The organism is Flavobacteriales bacterium (assembly GCA_016712535.1).
GTDB lineage: Bacteria > Bacteroidota > Bacteroidia > Flavobacteriales_F > PHOS-HE28 > PHOS-HE28.
In genome coordinates this window covers 1072379-1087547 of record JADJQW010000002.1, presented here as the reverse complement: position 1 = coordinate 1087547, position 15169 = coordinate 1072379, and the positions used below count along the sequence as shown (strand labels likewise).

Genomic DNA, 15169 nt, shown 5'->3' with positions numbered 1-15169 from the left:
CGGACCGCTCCGGCGCAGCACCGTTCGCTCCCGGCACTGAACTTGGTTACTTCGTGCCCAACTCATCCGTTGACATGAAAACCGCTTCCATCGCCCTGCTCCTCCTCATCACCCTCAGCGCCAACAAATGCGTGAAGAAGGCAGGACCCGACCTCGCTGCCATGAAAGAGAAGAAGTGGGTGGTGGAAACGCTGAACGGCTTGCGGCCCGAATTGCCCGATGGCGCTGAACGGCCGTGGCTGAAGCTTGCAGGCGATCAGCTGCAGGGATTCGGCGGGTGCAACAACCTCATGGGCAGCTATGTGCTCGACGGCGGGAAGCTGAGCTTCTCCGGCATCGGCAGCACCAAGAAGTACTGCGAAGGCATCCAGCCCACCGAGAATGCGGTGAAGGAGATGCTCGGCAAAGTGGACAGCTTCAAGCTCGATGGCGATCAGCTGCGCCTGCTCGGCGGTGGAAAGGAATTGGCTGCGCTTCGCGGGGAGTGATCCCAGGGGTGAATTCTGGCAATCCGTGTGGTGGCGCGGCAACAGGCGATCTGATTAATCTATGCCCATGCTTCTGGGCCTCACGCCGCCCCCAGGCTGGGAGCGTAACCGCCAGAATCCGTATACTTTTGATGCAATCCCTTGGGGTTGTGACGACCTCGGCGCCATGAAAACAGGTCTTGCCCTTTCATTCGCCTTTTCAGCGGCGGTCTCGAGCGCCCAATTCACCTATCACCATGCATTCGCTTTGAGCAGTGGGGCTTATTATCCTTATGTGGCCGTAGACGGGAGCGGGAACATTTATGTGGCGAGCTCTTTCGAAGGCAGTTTCGATGTTGACCCAGGACCAGGCGTCCATACCCTCACTCAGACTGGCGGAACGGGCCCCGACCTCTTTGTAGCCAAATACGCGGACACTGGCACCTTGATATGGGCTTTCAAGCTGGGCGACTTAGGCCAACAAAGTGCTGTTGGCATCGCCGTCAATAGTTCGCAGGTGTGCATCCTCGGCACAACGAACAGTCCTCTAAGCTTCGACCTAGACCCCGGACCTGGCGTTACCAATGCATCCTCTGGCTACGTCGATCCGTTCGTAGCGCGCTATGACCTCGATGGCAATTTCCTATCGTCGTTCTCGGTAGGCGGCATCGAGGTTGATTTCAGCCATGACCTGGTACTCTACCCGAATGGAGACGTTGCCATTTGCGGCAGCTACCATAGCAACGACTTCGACGCAGATCCGGGGAGCGGGAGCACGGTGCTCCCTCCGGCCAACAGTCTTAACGCCTTCGTCCTGAAATACAATGCGAGCAATGAGCTCCTTTTCGCGCAAGGGATTGGCGGAAACATATCAACGGAGTCTGCTGTAGCACGAGCGCTTCATCGCCCGGTGAGCAGCGGCCTTCTGGTTACAGGCCAATTCGGTGGTGCCGTCGTGGATTTCGACCCAGGGCCCGACACCTTCACATTCAACTCGGCTGGCGCACATGACATCTTCGTGCAGCGCTTGGACGCGAATGGTGATCTGCTATGGGCCAAGAGGATTGGTGACATCGACACCGATATCGGCTATGGCGTTACGACTGATAGCAACGAAAACGTCTACCTGTGTGGATCGAGCAATAGCGCGACCATCGATTTGGACCCCGGACCCGGTGTCCAAGCCTTCAGCGGCTCGAGTGGAGATATCGTGGTAGTGAAACTCGACTCAGATGGCGACTATGTCTGGGGCATGCGAATCGGTGGTGAAGCGAACGATAGAGGCAACACTATTGCAATCGACTCTGAGGACCACCTCTTCATCGCTGGAGTCTTCGGTGACATCAATGTGGATTTCGACCCTGGTGCAGGCCAGGTATTGCTCAGCAGCAGTTCAGCCTCCGAGAATGACATCTTCATCACGCAGTTCGACACGGATGGCACCTTCGTGGATGCGTTCGATATCGGCGGCACCGGCATTGATGATATCGAGAGCATGGCATTAACAACGACTGGCCGACTGTGGGTTGTCGGCAGGAAACGAGGCATTGTGGACGCCGATCCAGGGTCTGGCTTGGCGCTTCTCGATTCGCTGAGCTCGATGGATTTTTTCGCAGCCGCATACGATCACGCGCATCCTGTCGGTGAGGTGGAACATGAAAAGCCACTGCCAACGCTGCAGCCAAATCCGGCATTCGACCACGTAGTCCTGAATTTGCCTTGGCAGGGACCTGCGCTGATCGAGTTGTCAGATTCCAACGGGCGGTTGCTTAGAACACATGCAATCGGTGCATTCCCCGCTGAAGTGGATTTGCGCGATGTACCATCAGGTATCCTTACCGTAACAATCACGACCGCCGGCAGAACCGTTACCCGCAAGCTCTTGAAACTGCGGTGAGGGCAATCGGCAAGGAATTGGCGGCGCTGCGCGGGGAGTAGCGGCTCAGTCCTGATCCCAAGTAGTGCTCACGTTCCCGGGCCGCTCTGCACGCTCGGCCAGCTTGCGCTTCCACGCTAGTTCGTGCTCGTCCACGGCATCACCGGCATCGTCCTCGAGGTAGGGCGCGGGCGGCTCATCCTCCTCTTCATCAAGGAAGGCCGGGCGCGGATCGCTCACCGCTGGCGGCACCTGGCGGTGAACGAATGCGAGCACCGATCCAACGAAGGCGCCGCACAGGTGGCCCTCCCAGCTCATGTCCACAAGTATGGGGAAAATCCCCCATACCAAGCTGCCGTAAAGGAAGACCACGAGCAGCGAGAGGGCCATGAGCGTGCGCTGCCCGCGCAGCATGCCGCTGGTGAAGAGGAAGGCCGCCATGCCGTAGATCACGCCGCTGGCGCCCACGTGCGGCGCACCTCCCCGGCCAATGAGCCAAACGCCGATGCCGCCGAGGATCCATGTGAGCAGCACCACGCGGCCCGCCATGCGCGGGTAGAAATACATCAGGCACCAGCCGAGCATGACCACCGCGGTGCTGTTGTTGAAGATGTGCTCCCAATCGCCGTGCAGCAGCGGCGACGCCGCGATGCCGATGAGGCCCTTCACCTCGCGCGGGTACAATCCGAATTGGCGCAATTGCAGGTCGAGGCCCTGATCGAGCAGCCAGATGCACCAGATCAACAGCGCCGCCAGCGCGGGAAGCACCAAGGCCGTGGCCATGCGGTTTCGCTTCACGGGCGCTTCAGGGATCAGGTCATCGGCCATGCAGCGAAGGTGGCAAGCATTGCGCCCGGAGCGGCGGCCTGACGGAACGGCACCTGCGGCCTGTCATGGACCCATGCCCTCGTGCGGGCTTTCTTTGCGGCTGAAGCCAATCAGCACCAAGCCCATGCGCAACGCACTCATCGCCTTGTCCGTTATCGCCATTGTGGCTTGCGGGGCACGGAACGCCCAAGAGGATGTGGTCAGCGGCGACCAGGACCTTACGCCGCCCAGTGAGCTGGCGTTGCTGATGCGCACCATGGCCGCGCACGCCGATAGCGTGAAGGCCGGGCTCGCGCGCGGCGATAGGAAGCTGCCGCCCTACCCCGCTGCCATCAAGAAGCTGCTCACGGCCACACCCACCAAGGACATGCACATCGACCCCATCACCTTCCCCACTTTCGGCACGGACTACCAGGCCAAGGTGAGCGCTCTTTACAAGGCCGCCCGGAAGGACCGGACCCGCGCCTACAATGCATTGGTGCTGAGCTGCGCGAACTGCCACACCACGCATTGCCCGGGGCCGATGATGCGGATCAAGAAGATGTACGTGGCCTTGGAAGAGTGACCGGCGCCTGTCCTGAAGCCGGATCCGCGGTTCTCGTGCAACGCACAGGATCAGCTCCTCAGCAGCACCAGTGAATGATCCTTCAGTTGGAAGTGATCGCAGAGCAGCGCCGTGCGGAACGGCCTATCCGGAACGCTTCGCAGCAAAGCCTCCGATGGTAATGATCCTGTGGTGAGCGCGCTCCACGCCAACCAGGTCCCGAAGGCATTGGCCGCGTAGAACTCCCCGCATAAGTGCTTGAAAGCCGCCACGGTGGCATCCGGGAAGAGCGCCTCAACGGGCACGTAGGCCTGATCCAACTCCGCATCGCCTCCGCGACCGACCATCAGGAGATCGATGTCCGCTGATCGCAACCCGTTGCGCTGCAGGAATCCCTCGATCCGATCCGTCATCCCTTCAGCGCCGCCGCGATACGCGATATCCGCATCGGCTAAGCGCACCGGCCGCTCGCCCTTCGGCTCCGCATCGAGCACGAAGAAGGCCGCACCTTCGCCGCAGAGTGCTCCACGGTCCATGCTGCCGAGCACTTCGAGATTCGTGACGCTGCCCTGTTTCCAGATGCCGGAATGGCGCTGCGTGATGAAGTAATCCTCCGTGATCACTTCGGCGCCCCCCACCAGCACATGGCGCGCGCCTTCCAGGCCCACCTGCACCAGCCCGTCGAGCAGCGCGCTGGTGAACGAGAGCCCGCGGTGCAGGTAGGTGAAGTTGGCACCGGTGCATTTCACGGCCAGCGCCAGCTGCCCCGCCACATTGTTGTGCGTGCTCTGGATGAAGGCCGTGGGATTCGGCAGCATCTCGTCCTGCTGGATCATGGATCCGAAGAATCGCTCGGTGCTCTCCATGCAGCCAAGCCCGGTGCCCACGATGATGGCCTCCGGCACCTTCACGCCGGCCCGCTCCAGTGCATTCAAGCCGCAGCCTATCCCGATCCTGGCCACCTTGGCCATGCGGCGCCCGCGCATGGGATCGATGTAGCGCTTCAGATCAGGCTCGATGGCCTTGAGCGGATGCGCATCGTAGCGCACCACGCGCTCCAAGCAGTCACGATCGAAACCGGGCTGCGGACCGATCATGCTCGCTCCGGTGATGTACACAGGCTCTTTCATGGAGCAGAGAGGACCAGTGCCGTGTTGTTGCCGCCGAAGCCGAAGGAATTCGAGAGCACGTGCCGGATGCGATGGCCGCTGGATGAGCGAAGCACCGGGGTGAGCGGGGCCTCTTCCAGCGGCTCACCGAAGCGCAGCGTGGCGAAGTGCGCGCCTTCCATCAGCGCGAGCACGCTGTAGATGGCCTCCACCGCGCCGGCGGCGCCGAGCGTATGCCCGGTGAAGGACTTGGTGCTGGTGAAGGGCGGCACCGCATCGCCGAAGAGGCGCACCATGGCTTTCCCTTCCGAAGAATCGTTGTTGTGCGTGCCGGTGCCATGCACGTTCACATGATCAATGTCCTTGGCGGTGAGCCCGGCCTGATGAATGGCCCGGGTCATGGCGAGGAGCGCACCCTCGCCATCCGGTGAAGAAGCCGTGGCATGAAAAGCCTCGTTCGTGTTCGCGAAGCCCGAGACGACGGCCAAGGGCCGCGCAGCTCGAGCCCGTGCGAGGTCTTCACGCTCGAGCACGAGGTAGGCGCCCGCCTCGCCCAGATTGAGCCCCGCGCGCCTGCGATCGAATGGACGGCACGGCCCGCGATCCAGGATCATGAGGCTGTTGAAGCCGTTGACGGTGAAGCGGCACAATGCATCGGCTCCGCCCACGATGGCTGCATCCAACAGGCCAGCGCGGATGAGCCGGGTCCCGAGAATCATGGCATTCGCCGAGGAGGAGCACGCCGTGCTGATGGTTGTGACCATGCCGCTCATGCGCAATTCGCGCGCGATCCGCTCAGCATGCTCGCCGGGGTCATGCGTGCCGATGTATTGCCGCACCTCGTCGGGCGGGTCCTCCTCGAAGAAGCGCGTGTAGATCGGCTCGCTCTTGTCGATGCCGCCAGCCGTTGTGGCGGAGATCAGTCCCACACGCGGAGACCGGTGATCGATGCCTGATTGTCCGAGCGCCTCCTTGATGGCGGCCAGGCCGAGCAGCGCGGTCCGGGTCCAGCCGCGCATGGACGATGGCGCAGCCGATTCACCCAATGCATCGTCGGTCAATAGGACCTCACCAGCGGGGATCTCGCCGCGGAAGCGCGTGTTCAGGCGTGTGATGGGACCGATGCCTGAACGCTCTTCCATAAGCGCGCGCAGATTGCTGGGCGCATCGAGCCCGATCGCGGATACGATGCCCATGCCCGTGATGCAGACCCGATCCTGGCTCATCGCGATGAAGCTATCCGTTCGGAGGCAATGGCCAACCCAATGCACACGGCGGCAAAGAGCACCAGCGGCAAGAACAACGGCAGCAGATCGCTGATGCCGCCCCCGCGCAGCAGCACGGCGTTGTATGCTTCCATGCCCCAGTGCAATGGCGACAACCGGCCAACCACTTGCATCCCGGCCGGCATGATGTACAAGGGCACCCAGATGCCGCCGATGGCCGAGAGGATCACCACGCAGGTGGAACCGAGCACCGCGCTCTGCTGCTGTGAACGGCTGAGCGCGCCCACCAGCACGCCGAAGGAGGTGGCCGCAAGAGCAACCACGCCCGATATCATCAGGAGCAGCGCCAGCATTCCCGGGCCTTCGATCCACAGCTGTGGGAGCCCGAGCAAGGGGAGCACCCATCGTCCGACGATGCCCAAGAGGACGGCTTGCATCAGGCAGACCAGCAGGTAGGCCATGATCCGGCTCGCGATCCGTTCGGCGGTGGCACCCGGCATGGTGAGCAGGCGCACCATGCATCCCGATTGGCGCTCCTTCACCAGGTTGCCGCCGAGCAGAACCACCGTGAAGAACATCGCGAAGACCGTCCACGCCGGGACATTGTGCTGCGTGGAATCCTGCGCCACGCCGACGCCGATCAATTCGCCCGCCGCGATCTCTTGCCGGATCGTGATGAACGGATCACCCAAGGCGATGCGGGGCAAGGGATTCCCTGTCGCCGATTCAAGGCTGTTCCGGATCTCGTCCAATAACCGCTCCGCGCTCAGTTCGGTGATGATCGCGCCAACCGACGCCTGCACCAGCTGGCGGAAAGCGTGCTTCACCGTGGGATCGATGAGCAGTGTGATGGCTGTGCTGTCTGCAGGACTCCGCTCCGGCAGCGAATCGAGGGGCGCCGCCGGGAAGAGCTCCATGATCGCTGACGTGGACCGGGACTCAAGCGCTGCGGAGGCCTCGCGCGGCACGATGATGCCCACCTGCTGATCGCCGCGTCGTACGGCATCGCGGAATGCGCCTCTGGAAAGGCCTTGCGCATCGGTCACGATGAACGATGAAGAATCGAGGCGATCGCGCAACCGCTTCCCAACAGGGCCGCCGTCCTGATCGAGCAGCAGCACCTTGATGCGGTGCTCGCTGAAATCGCGGAACGGCGCATCCTGCACCACCGCCATGATCATCACCAGTGCCACGGGCATCAGGAAGAGCAGCGCAAGTCCGGCGCGATCGCGCAGCAAGAGCAGCAGCTCCTTGGTGATATGCGCGCGCAGCCGTTGCAGCATCGGTCAATCGCGAAGGGCTTTGCCCGTGATGCGGAGGAAGGCCTCCTCCAATCGTTCGTGACCGGTGAGGGCGCGCGGATCGGCCACCTCGCCTACCAAGCGACCGCGGTCCATGATCACCACGCGCGAGCAGAGCCGCTCAGCTTCTTCGAGATGGTGCGAGGTGTACACGATGGTGGTGCCCGCCGCATGGATCTCCTGCAACAGGTCCCAGATGGCCGACCGCGACTGCACATCGATGCCCACGGTCGGTTCATCCAAAATGAGGATCGACGGTTGATGCAACAGCGCCACCATCAGGTTCAAGCGGCGCTTCATGCCGCCCGACCATTCCTTGACTTGATCATGCGCGCGTGCGCTCAGCCCCGCGCGTTCGAGCAATTCGGCTCCGCGCTCCTGCACCGCTCGTCCATCCAATCCTTGCAGCGCACCGAAGAAGGCCAGGTTCTCCCAAGCGCTGAGCGACTCGTACAGTGCGGGCTCCTGCGGCACCAGTCCGATGATCCGGTGCACCCGCCCAGGATCGGTGAAGAGGTCCATGCCGTTGATCGCAACGCTGCCTGCCGTGGCGCGCATCACACCGGTGAGGATCGAGATGAGCGTGGTCTTGCCCGCCCCATTCGGACCGAGCAAGCCAAGGAACTCACCAGCGCCTACGCGCAGGTCAACGCCATTCAACGCAGGCTCCGCGCTCTTCCTGTAGCGCTTCACCAAGCCTTCGACTCGGATGATCGGATCGCTCATGCCTTGCCGGAGCGGGCCAGTTCACGGAACAGCGCGGTCTCCATCTTGCCGAGCTCCACGAGCCTATCGGCCAGCGTATCGTAGGTGCTGCCCGCTTCTGCGCGGCCCTTGCACATGCGGCCAGCCTCGAAGGCGAACTCGCGCCACTGATCACCGATGCGTGTCATGGCTTGCGCTTGCTCGCGGAGCGAGGGCCGATCGAGCAGCGCAGCCGCCTCCTGCAGGAATGCCGCGAACATGAACCGGAAGCCTGCGCCGCCGGTGCCGATCTCCTCCTGCATGCGGATGAGGTTTCCCAGTGCGAGGCGTGCATCGCGTTCACCCAAGCGGCGCTCGTAGTTGCGCAGCTTGCCGGCGAGGTAGGGAATGCCCTTCGCGCCGAACATGGGCAGCGGCGTATTCACCATATCGCGGGCGGTGCGCCGCAATCCCTTGGCGGCAGCAGTGCGCAGATCGGCATCGGTGGGCACGCGCACCGGGTAGTACATGCGGCCGCTGGTGTTGGGCATGCCCTTGGCGAAGCGCGCGCGCACCAGCGCATTCCGATGGATGCGCGTGGTGGCGTCCATCACCGGGTCGCTCACCAGGTATTCATCGCCCTCACGGCCGAAGACCACGATGTTGTGCGCATTGAAATGGAAGCGGAAGGCCTTGGGGAGGTAAGGCAGGTAGAAGACGCTGGTGAGCATGCCCACCGGGAGCCCTTGGTCGAGCACGCGGTCCAGGGCATCCATCGCCGTGGCCGGATCGCGGAAGCGCATCCTCCGCATCTCCACGCCCACGCTGCGCGAGAACCGCTTGAAGATGTGGCCGGGCAGGATCCGGTAGCTGGTGACGGGGATGCCGTTCATCTTGATGAAAGGCATGTGGCTGTAGAAAAGCCCTGATCCAATGCCGAAGGCCATCGGCTCAGAGACGCGCAGCCCGTGGAAGCGCATCAGGTTGCTGATCACGCCGGTCTCGCAGTGCGCGCTCTGCTGATGCTCGAAGGGGATGATGAGGTCCTTGCTCATCGCGGCACCTGTTTCAACTCAGCCACGCTCACCAACAAGGCTTCTGCATAATGCTCCAAGGTCGATTGGTCCAAGGCGTTGAAGCCTTCAGGCTCCAGATGGCGCTTCACCTTGCGTGCCGGGATGCCCACGTGCTTGGCGAGCAGGGCCGCATCCATCATGTTCTTCTCCATGTGGTAGGCCAGCGATGAGGCTGCGCCGCGAAGCACTTGCTGCCGGGCCTCTTCCACGCGCTCGTTCACCACCTCCCAGGCCTGTCCGAGGGCGACGTTCTCCGGCTCCCAGCCCACGCTCGGCACCTTCTCGTACTCGCCGTTCTCATTCACGGCGTACTTCACCACCTTGAACTTGCCCTCCAGCAGGTTGGCATCGTCCTGGGGCACTTCCTCCTTCTTCATGAAATCGCGGTTTGTGCCGATGGATGCGGCGAAGTGCTGGCGAAGGTAATCGGGGCCTAAGGACGTGGCGGATCACACCGCCGTGAACAGCGCGACTGCATACGAAAAGCGCGCGCTCTCGGGCACCGCCAGCAGGATACGCTGGCCCTTGCGCACCTTGCCTGAACGCAGTAGGCCATCGAGCATGAGGAAGGCCGACGCCGCGCCCACGTTGCCCACCTCGGCGAGGTTGATGAACCACCGGTCCTGCGGAATGTCGAGGCCTTGCTCTGCCAGCCCCAGGGCGAGCTTGTCACGGAAGTACATGGAACTGATGTGCGGGAGGATATGATCGATGTCCTTCGCGCTCAACCCATTCTCACGAACCACCTCACTCACATAGCGTGAACCCACTTCGATGATGTGGCGGCCCAAGAGCTTCACGTCCTGCTTCATGCTGAAGACCGATCGGCCCGCCAGTTCCTCTGGTGCGAATCGCTTCCAGCCGAGGAATGCCCCTTGCTCATCCTTATCTCCTCCTGAATACATGCAGACATCGAGCTCATGGGCGAAGGACCGCGACCTTATCCAATCCACCTTCAGGCTCATCGGCCCCCGCGGGGCATTCTCCACCAGCACGGCGGCAGCCCCATCTGACAGCATCCACCGCAGGAATTCCTTTTCGAAGCCGATGATCGGGTCGGCCTCCAATTGACGGAAGCGTTCCGTCTCGCGCTCGAAATTGGAAGCGCGCATCATCGGCCCCACGAGCTCGCTGCCGGCGGCTATGGCATTGGCCGAATTGCCGCTGGCCACGCTCATCCACGCGTACTTGAGCGCATGCATGCCCGAGCAGCAGGCGCCGCTGGGCGACACCACCTCCATGGCGTGGCCGAGCTCTCCGTGCACCTGGCTGGCATGCGAGGGCAGGAACTGATCCGGTGAGGAGGTGCCGCAAGCGAGCACCTGCATCGCCTGCAGGTCGATGCCATCGCCAGCAAGTCCCTCCACCGCGCGCGCCACGAGCTGTGCGTTGGTGTGCGTGATGCGGCCCTGGCGATCGAGCGCATAGTGCCGCTTCAGGATGCCATTGTTGCGCAGCACGATGGACCGGGCGCGCGATGGCTTCCCGTCGATCATCCCCAGGAAATCGGTCATCTCGTCATTGCCGATGGGATCGTTCGGCAGATAGCCCGAGACGCGTGTGATGAATGCTTCTTGCAAGGCGACTGGAAATCGGTGCGAAGACGAAGGGCGCCAAAAGTAGCGCACGACCAATACCGGCGGGCGTTTCTGATGGAGCGTGCGCAGCTCAGTAGCGCAACAGCGCGTCGATCTCCTGGCGCAAGGCGCGGCCTTTCAGTGCCCCGAGGATCCTCACGGAGAGCGCGCTCAATGGGGCCACCAGGAAGATGAGCACGGGCAATGCGATGGAGAAGAACTTCACCCGGCGGATGCGGCTCTGGGGATCGGTGCGGGCGCGCGCCAGGATGAACCGGCGCCATTTGCCGAAGACGAAAGTGGCCCTGCGCTCAAGGACCAACAAGGTGGGCTTGATCCGCGCCGATCCCAGCCTCAGCAACCCCTCGTTGATGCCTTCGAGTGAACCGCGCTCCAAGCGCTCGGCGATCAGGTCCCCGAAGCGCGAGGCGCCTTCGATGTCCGCAGCGCGGATGCCTGCATGCGGGAACACGAGGAAGGGATCCTTGCGGCCCCAGAACATCCACCGGATGATCGTGATCACGCTGGTGAGGTTGCCGCTGCGATCCACCACGGCGATGTTGCCCACCAATGACCCGCCGAGAGCGGCGATGCGCTCACGCACGTACTCCTGCGCCATCACCCACATATTGCGCGATCCGATCACCGTGAGCACCGGTCTGCCCTGGATGATCTCGCGCGCCTGCGGATGGAGCAGGAAGGATGTGATCGGGATCGAAGGATTCAGGTACCAGATGGTGTAGCCGAGGATGATCAGGTCGTAAGGGCCCTCCGCAGCACTGAACGGACGCAAGGGCATGGGCTCCCTGCCCGTGGATTCCGGGAAGGTGTTGAAGAAGGCCACGCGCGACCACGGAAATGGAAAGGGCACCAGCGGCTCAATCGGCATGTGATCAACCTGCATCCCCGCATCCACGAGCGGGCCGGTGATCCGCTGCAGCAGCTCGGTGAGCTGGCCCGTCTGGCTGTAGTGGATGACTAGGACGCGTTTCGGTGCCATGCGCTGCGGGTGGTCGGAGGTCGGCCGATTTCAGATGGCGTTCAAGGACGCGCCACGCCCCGCACGCCTTCCGGGAAAATCACGGCATCATTCTCACGTTCACGGTCGGCGGTGCGCTCGAAAGGATCGAGGGTGATGCCCGCGAGCGATGCGATATCGCCCTTCACGCTGAAGGTGTAGCGCGGATCGGTCCATTGCCAGGAAGGCAATTGAATGAATGGCGCACGGTCGCGATCAGGCCGCTTAGCTCCGCGTGCCAGGGAGAGCGGCACATGGAAGAGCTGCTGGCCACCGTCGCGCCCGACAAGCATCACATCCACCGGCATCAGCATCTCTCCCTTGCGGTGCAGGGTGATCCGGATGGAGTCGCCTGCCTGCATCACCTCGGCGATGGCGTAGTCGAGCGCACGCGTGGTGCCAACCCATTCATCGAAGTACCAATCGAGCTCCAGGCCGCTCTGCTTCTCGAAGGCGCGCTCCAGATCAATGGGCTCGGGGTGCTTGAACCGGCACGCGGCGTAGTACCGCTTCAATCCTTGCGCCAGGTCCTTCTCACCCACTACCGAGCCGAGCTGGTGGATGAGCATCTCACCGAAGCTGTAGGCCGTGGCGCCATAAGCTGCATTGGTGATGAAGTGATCGGCATGGATGCTCGCGGGCTCGTGCTTCCCGCTCTCAGCAAGGCCGAGGTAGCCATCGATGGACGATGCATGCGGATCGCCATCGCCGCCGAAGAGGTGCTGCATCACCTTGCTGCTCGCGTATTCGGTCATGCCTTCATCCATCCACGCGAAGCGGCCCTCGTTGCTGGCCAGCACGCCATAGTACCAGCTGTGCACGCTCTCATGAACGCTCACGCCCACGAGGCTCCCGATGCGCCGGTTGCCGGTGATGAGCGTGAGCATCGGGTATTCCATGCCGCCATCGCCGCCTTGCACGAAGCTGTACTGCGGCCATGGATACCGCCCGAATCGCTCATTCATGAACCGGAAGTTCTTCTCCATGTAATCAGGCAGCTGGCGCCAGACTGCTTCAAGCTCTGGCGTGTCCTTGTAGAAGAAATGCAGCTCGGGTCCGTCATTCATTGGGCGCACCACATGCTTGTAGTCCTTGTCCGCTGCCCAAGCGAAGTCGTGCACATCCTTCGCGCTGAAGCGCCAGGTAAGGGTATTGCCCGCAGGTCGCTTCAAGGTCTTCTTCGAAGGATAGCCGTGGCCCACCTGCTCCGGATTCTGCAGCACGCCTGTGGCGGCCACGGTGTAGGCGCTATCGAGCGTGAGGCGCACGTCGAAATCGCCCCACACCCCATGGAACTCGCGGCCGACGTACGGTATGGCATGCCAGCCGCGGTGATCGTACTCCGCGAGCTTCGGGTACCACTGCGTCATGCTGTACGCCACGCCCTCAGCGTTGTCGCGGCCGCTGCGGCGGATCTGCACCGGCACCTGGCCCGCGAACGCATACGCCAGCGTGGTGCTCTTGCCCGGGAGCAAGGGTTGCGCGAGCGTCGCGCGAAGCACCGTCCCGAGATGCTCGAGCTGCATGTCCTTGCCGCACTGAGCCATGCGCTGCACGCGCAATTCGCCCACTTCATCCGGCTTCAGTGCGGCAATACGGTCCGCCACGCGCGCGTCGGGGTCGGCGATGGTGCGTGACCGCACATCCATTTCGCTGCCGGGCCTGAAGGCGTTGAAGTAGAGGTGGAAGAACAGCTCGCGAAGCGTATCGGGGCTGTTGTTCGTGTAGGCCAGCGAGGCCTTGCCGGTGAACCGGTGCGTGCTCGCATCGAGGGCGACATCCATGTCATATTTCACGCGCTGCTGCCAGCGGTCGCATTGCGCGTGAGCGAGGAATGAAGCGGAAACGATGGTCAGCAAGGTTGCTGCGCGGAGGGCTTGGCTCATGGTGTCAGGCCGCGCAAGATCGCACGCGCGCACCGTCCGTCAGCGCACGGCTTGAGCCGGAGTGCATTGATCGGCATCCTCCCATGGGATATGCCTGCCCAATGTGCCGCGGAATCGCCTCCAGAACGACTCGCGCTCCACGATGGAAACGAAATCGGGCACAAGCGCGACTTTCGGATCGAAGTCGGGGTTGGTGGCCGCGAAAAGGTCGGAAACGCTATCGCGAACCAGCGGCAGAAGATCGATGTGGACCCCCAATTCGCGCTTCATCCGCCGACGCATGGGCTTCAGCATCTTCACTTGGAACTCATCGCTGGCAAGAGCCACATCCCTCAGCCCTGCAGCACAGGCCATCTGATAGCCGTAATACATGTTCTCCGTGCTATGCTCAGCGCACTCATCCAAGATGATATGCTCGCGCGGAACGCCCATGGCCACGGCGTACTCGCGCATGATCCGAGCTTCGCTGTAAGGCGTGTATACCGCAGCGCCCGACATGATCAAGCGCTTGGCGAAGCCCTTCCTGTAAAGATGAACGGCCCACACCAGACGTGCCTTCAGTCCGATATGCACACCGCCTTCGTCGGTGTACGGCATTCCCGGCACTATCAGCGCGTCGTAGGGCATCTTCGCTTCCGCCCTGCTGTAGTATCTGGCTGGATTGGCAACGGTGCAGCCGGTGAGCAGCAGGATCAGCAAAGCGGAGGAATGGAGGAGCGTCCTGGAGCTCATGGAGCAAAGTTGTGCTGACTGAACAACATTCGCGGCAGAAGGTTCGGCGGGACGGGCTGCCGTATCGTCAGGAAACCGGACGCGGCAGTGGAATTGCCGCTCCGGGCGCCAAACAGAACAGGCCATGCTGATGGGAGGCAATCCGATGATGGGCGCGTATGTGATCGGCATCGTGATGATGCTGGTGAGCTGGCTGGTGAGCAATCAGCTCAAATCGCGCTTCGAGAAATACAGCCGAACGCCGTTGCGCAACAACATGAGCGGGCGGGAGATCGCGGAGCAGATGCTGCGCGACCACGGGATCGCCAATGTGAAGGTGGTGAGCGTGCCCGGCGCGCTCACCGATCATTACAACCCGGCGAACCGCACCGTGAACCTGAGCGAACCCGTATACCATGCGCGCAATGCCGCCGCCGCAGCGGTGGCCGCTCACGAATGCGGCCACGCCGTGCAGCATGCCACGGCCTACCAATGGCTCAACATGCGCAGCAAGCTGGTGCCTGTGGTGAGCGTGGCCTCGCGCTTCATGCAATGGGTGATCCTCGGCGGAATCCTGCTGCTGTCGGCAGCCTCACCGCTCGGTGAGCCGGTGCTGCTGGCAGGCATCGTGCTCTTCGGCGCCACCACGCTCTTCAGCTTCATCACCCTGCCAGTGGAATACGATGCGAGCAACCGTGCCTTGGCGTGGATCCAGCGCACCGGCATCGTCACCCAAGGCGAGTACGAAATGAGCGCCGATGCGCTGAAGTGGGCCGCGCGCACCTATGTGGTGGCGGCGATCGGATCCCTGGCCACCTTGCTCTACTACATCATGATCTTCATGAACCGCAGGCGCTGACCGTTTG

15 protein-coding genes are annotated in these 15169 nt (G+C 62.5%); 4 read left to right on the top strand and 11 right to left on the bottom strand.

The annotated features are described in order from the left end of the window. The first annotated feature begins 74 nt into the window (after window positions 1-74). Both IPK70_04490 and IPK70_04485 read left to right on the top strand, forming a co-directional pair. The gene (locus tag IPK70_04490) at window positions 75-488 is read left to right on the top strand and encodes an META domain-containing protein (protein ID MBK8226413.1); all 414 of its coding nucleotides are present in this window, start codon (window positions 75-77) and stop codon (window positions 486-488) included. 166 nt (window positions 489-654) lie between these two features. Then, complete coding sequence (locus tag IPK70_04485; GenBank protein ID MBK8226412.1) at window positions 655-2364, top strand: SBBP repeat-containing protein; 1710 nt, start codon at window positions 655-657, stop codon at window positions 2362-2364. A 45-nt stretch (window positions 2365-2409) separates the two neighbouring features. Here the strand turns inward: IPK70_04485 and IPK70_04480 are convergent, their stop codons facing one another. Next, complete coding sequence (locus IPK70_04480; protein ID MBK8226411.1) at window positions 2410-3171, bottom strand: rhomboid family intramembrane serine protease; 762 nt, start codon at window positions 3169-3171, stop codon at window positions 2410-2412. Window positions 3172-3295: 124 nt separating this feature from the next. On the opposite strand from IPK70_04480, the gene IPK70_04475 reads away from it, so the two are divergent. Next, window positions 3296-3736 carry a hypothetical protein gene (locus IPK70_04475; protein MBK8226410.1) on the top strand — a complete coding sequence of 147 codons (441 nt, stop codon included), beginning with the start codon at window positions 3296-3298 and terminating at the stop codon, window positions 3734-3736. Window positions 3737-3786: 50 nt separating this feature from the next. On the opposite strand, the gene IPK70_04470 is transcribed toward IPK70_04475, so the two are convergent. The 10 genes from IPK70_04470 to IPK70_04425 all read right to left on the bottom strand — a co-directional run bounded on the left by IPK70_04470 (window position 3787) and on the right by IPK70_04425 (window position 14324). Further along, window positions 3787-4845, bottom strand: coding sequence for a beta-ketoacyl synthase chain length factor (locus IPK70_04470; protein MBK8226409.1), 1059 nt, complete (start codon window positions 4843-4845; stop codon window positions 3787-3789). Next, entirely contained in the window at window positions 4842-6050 is a 1209-nt protein-coding gene (locus IPK70_04465) for a beta-ketoacyl-[acyl-carrier-protein] synthase family protein (protein ID MBK8226408.1), read from the bottom strand. The genes IPK70_04470 and IPK70_04465 overlap by 4 nt, the downstream gene beginning before the upstream one ends. Beyond that, the gene (locus IPK70_04460) at window positions 6047-7333 is read right to left on the bottom strand and encodes an ABC transporter permease (protein ID MBK8226407.1); all 1287 of its coding nucleotides are present in this window, start codon (window positions 7331-7333) and stop codon (window positions 6047-6049) included. Before IPK70_04460 ends, IPK70_04465 begins: the two co-directional genes overlap by 4 nt. Before the next feature lie 3 nt (window positions 7334-7336). Further along, window positions 7337-8077 carry an ABC transporter ATP-binding protein gene (locus IPK70_04455; protein ID MBK8226406.1) on the bottom strand — a complete coding sequence of 247 codons (741 nt, stop codon included), beginning with the start codon at window positions 8075-8077 and terminating at the stop codon, window positions 7337-7339. Continuing rightward, complete coding sequence (locus IPK70_04450) at window positions 8074-9090, bottom strand: BtrH N-terminal domain-containing protein (protein ID MBK8226405.1); 1017 nt, start codon at window positions 9088-9090, stop codon at window positions 8074-8076. The genes IPK70_04455 and IPK70_04450 overlap by 4 nt, the downstream gene beginning before the upstream one ends. After that, complete coding sequence (locus tag IPK70_04445) at window positions 9087-9488, bottom strand: hypothetical protein (protein ID MBK8226404.1); 402 nt, start codon at window positions 9486-9488, stop codon at window positions 9087-9089. Before IPK70_04445 ends, IPK70_04450 begins: the two co-directional genes overlap by 4 nt. 72 nt (window positions 9489-9560) lie before the next feature. Beyond that, entirely contained in the window at window positions 9561-10691 is a 1131-nt protein-coding gene (locus tag IPK70_04440) for a beta-ketoacyl-ACP synthase III (GenBank protein MBK8226403.1), read from the bottom strand. An 88-nt stretch (window positions 10692-10779) separates the two neighbouring features. Further along, window positions 10780-11688 (bottom strand): dialkylresorcinol condensing enzyme DarA, encoded by a 909-nt coding sequence (locus IPK70_04435; GenBank protein ID MBK8226402.1) that lies wholly within the window; start codon window positions 11686-11688, stop codon window positions 10780-10782. 41 nt (window positions 11689-11729) lie between these two features. Further along, window positions 11730-13592 carry a M1 family metallopeptidase gene (locus IPK70_04430; GenBank protein MBK8226401.1) on the bottom strand — a complete coding sequence of 621 codons (1863 nt, stop codon included), beginning with the start codon at window positions 13590-13592 and terminating at the stop codon, window positions 11730-11732. Window positions 13593-13631: 39 nt separating this feature from the next. Continuing rightward, complete coding sequence (locus tag IPK70_04425) at window positions 13632-14324, bottom strand: YdcF family protein (protein MBK8226400.1); 693 nt, start codon at window positions 14322-14324, stop codon at window positions 13632-13634. Between the two features lie 145 nt (window positions 14325-14469). On the opposite strand from IPK70_04425, the gene IPK70_04420 reads away from it, so the two are divergent. Next, window positions 14470-15162, top strand: a complete 693-nt coding sequence (locus IPK70_04420; GenBank protein ID MBK8226399.1) for a zinc metallopeptidase — start codon at window positions 14470-14472, stop codon at window positions 15160-15162. The last annotated feature ends 7 nt before the right edge of the window (window positions 15163-15169 follow it).

Bases quoted from the DNA above. Each gene is read 5' to 3' on its own strand.
- IPK70_04420 (MBK8226399.1), top strand. From the start codon at position 14,470: ATGATGGGCGCGTATGTGATCGGCATCGTGATGATGCTGGTGAGCTGG.
- IPK70_04435 (MBK8226402.1), bottom strand. From the start codon at position 11,688: ATGGCACCGAAACGCGTCCTAGTCATCCACTACAGCCAGACGGGCCAG.
- IPK70_04490 (MBK8226413.1), top strand. From the start codon at position 75: ATGAAAACCGCTTCCATCGCCCTGCTCCTCCTCATCACCCTCAGCGCC.
- IPK70_04425 (MBK8226400.1), bottom strand. From the start codon at position 14,324: ATGAGCTCCAGGACGCTCCTCCATTCCTCCGCTTTGCTGATCCTGCTG.
- IPK70_04470 (MBK8226409.1), bottom strand. From the start codon at position 4,845: ATGAAAGAGCCTGTGTACATCACCGGAGCGAGCATGATCGGTCCGCAG.
- IPK70_04430 (MBK8226401.1), bottom strand. From the start codon at position 13,592: ATGAGCCAAGCCCTCCGCGCAGCAACCTTGCTGACCATCGTTTCCGCT.
- IPK70_04485 (MBK8226412.1), top strand. From the start codon at position 655: ATGAAAACAGGTCTTGCCCTTTCATTCGCCTTTTCAGCGGCGGTCTCG.
- IPK70_04475 (MBK8226410.1), top strand. From the start codon at position 3,296: ATGCGCAACGCACTCATCGCCTTGTCCGTTATCGCCATTGTGGCTTGC.
- IPK70_04455 (MBK8226406.1), bottom strand. From the start codon at position 8,077: ATGAGCGATCCGATCATCCGAGTCGAAGGCTTGGTGAAGCGCTACAGG.
- IPK70_04445 (MBK8226404.1), bottom strand. From the start codon at position 9,488: ATGAAGAAGGAGGAAGTGCCCCAGGACGATGCCAACCTGCTGGAGGGC.
- IPK70_04460 (MBK8226407.1), bottom strand. From the start codon at position 7,333: ATGCTGCAACGGCTGCGCGCGCATATCACCAAGGAGCTGCTGCTCTTG.
- IPK70_04480 (MBK8226411.1), bottom strand. From the start codon at position 3,171: ATGGCCGATGACCTGATCCCTGAAGCGCCCGTGAAGCGAAACCGCATG.
- IPK70_04450 (MBK8226405.1), bottom strand. From the start codon at position 9,090: ATGAGCAAGGACCTCATCATCCCCTTCGAGCATCAGCAGAGCGCGCAC.
- IPK70_04465 (MBK8226408.1), bottom strand. From the start codon at position 6,050: ATGAGCCAGGATCGGGTCTGCATCACGGGCATGGGCATCGTATCCGCG.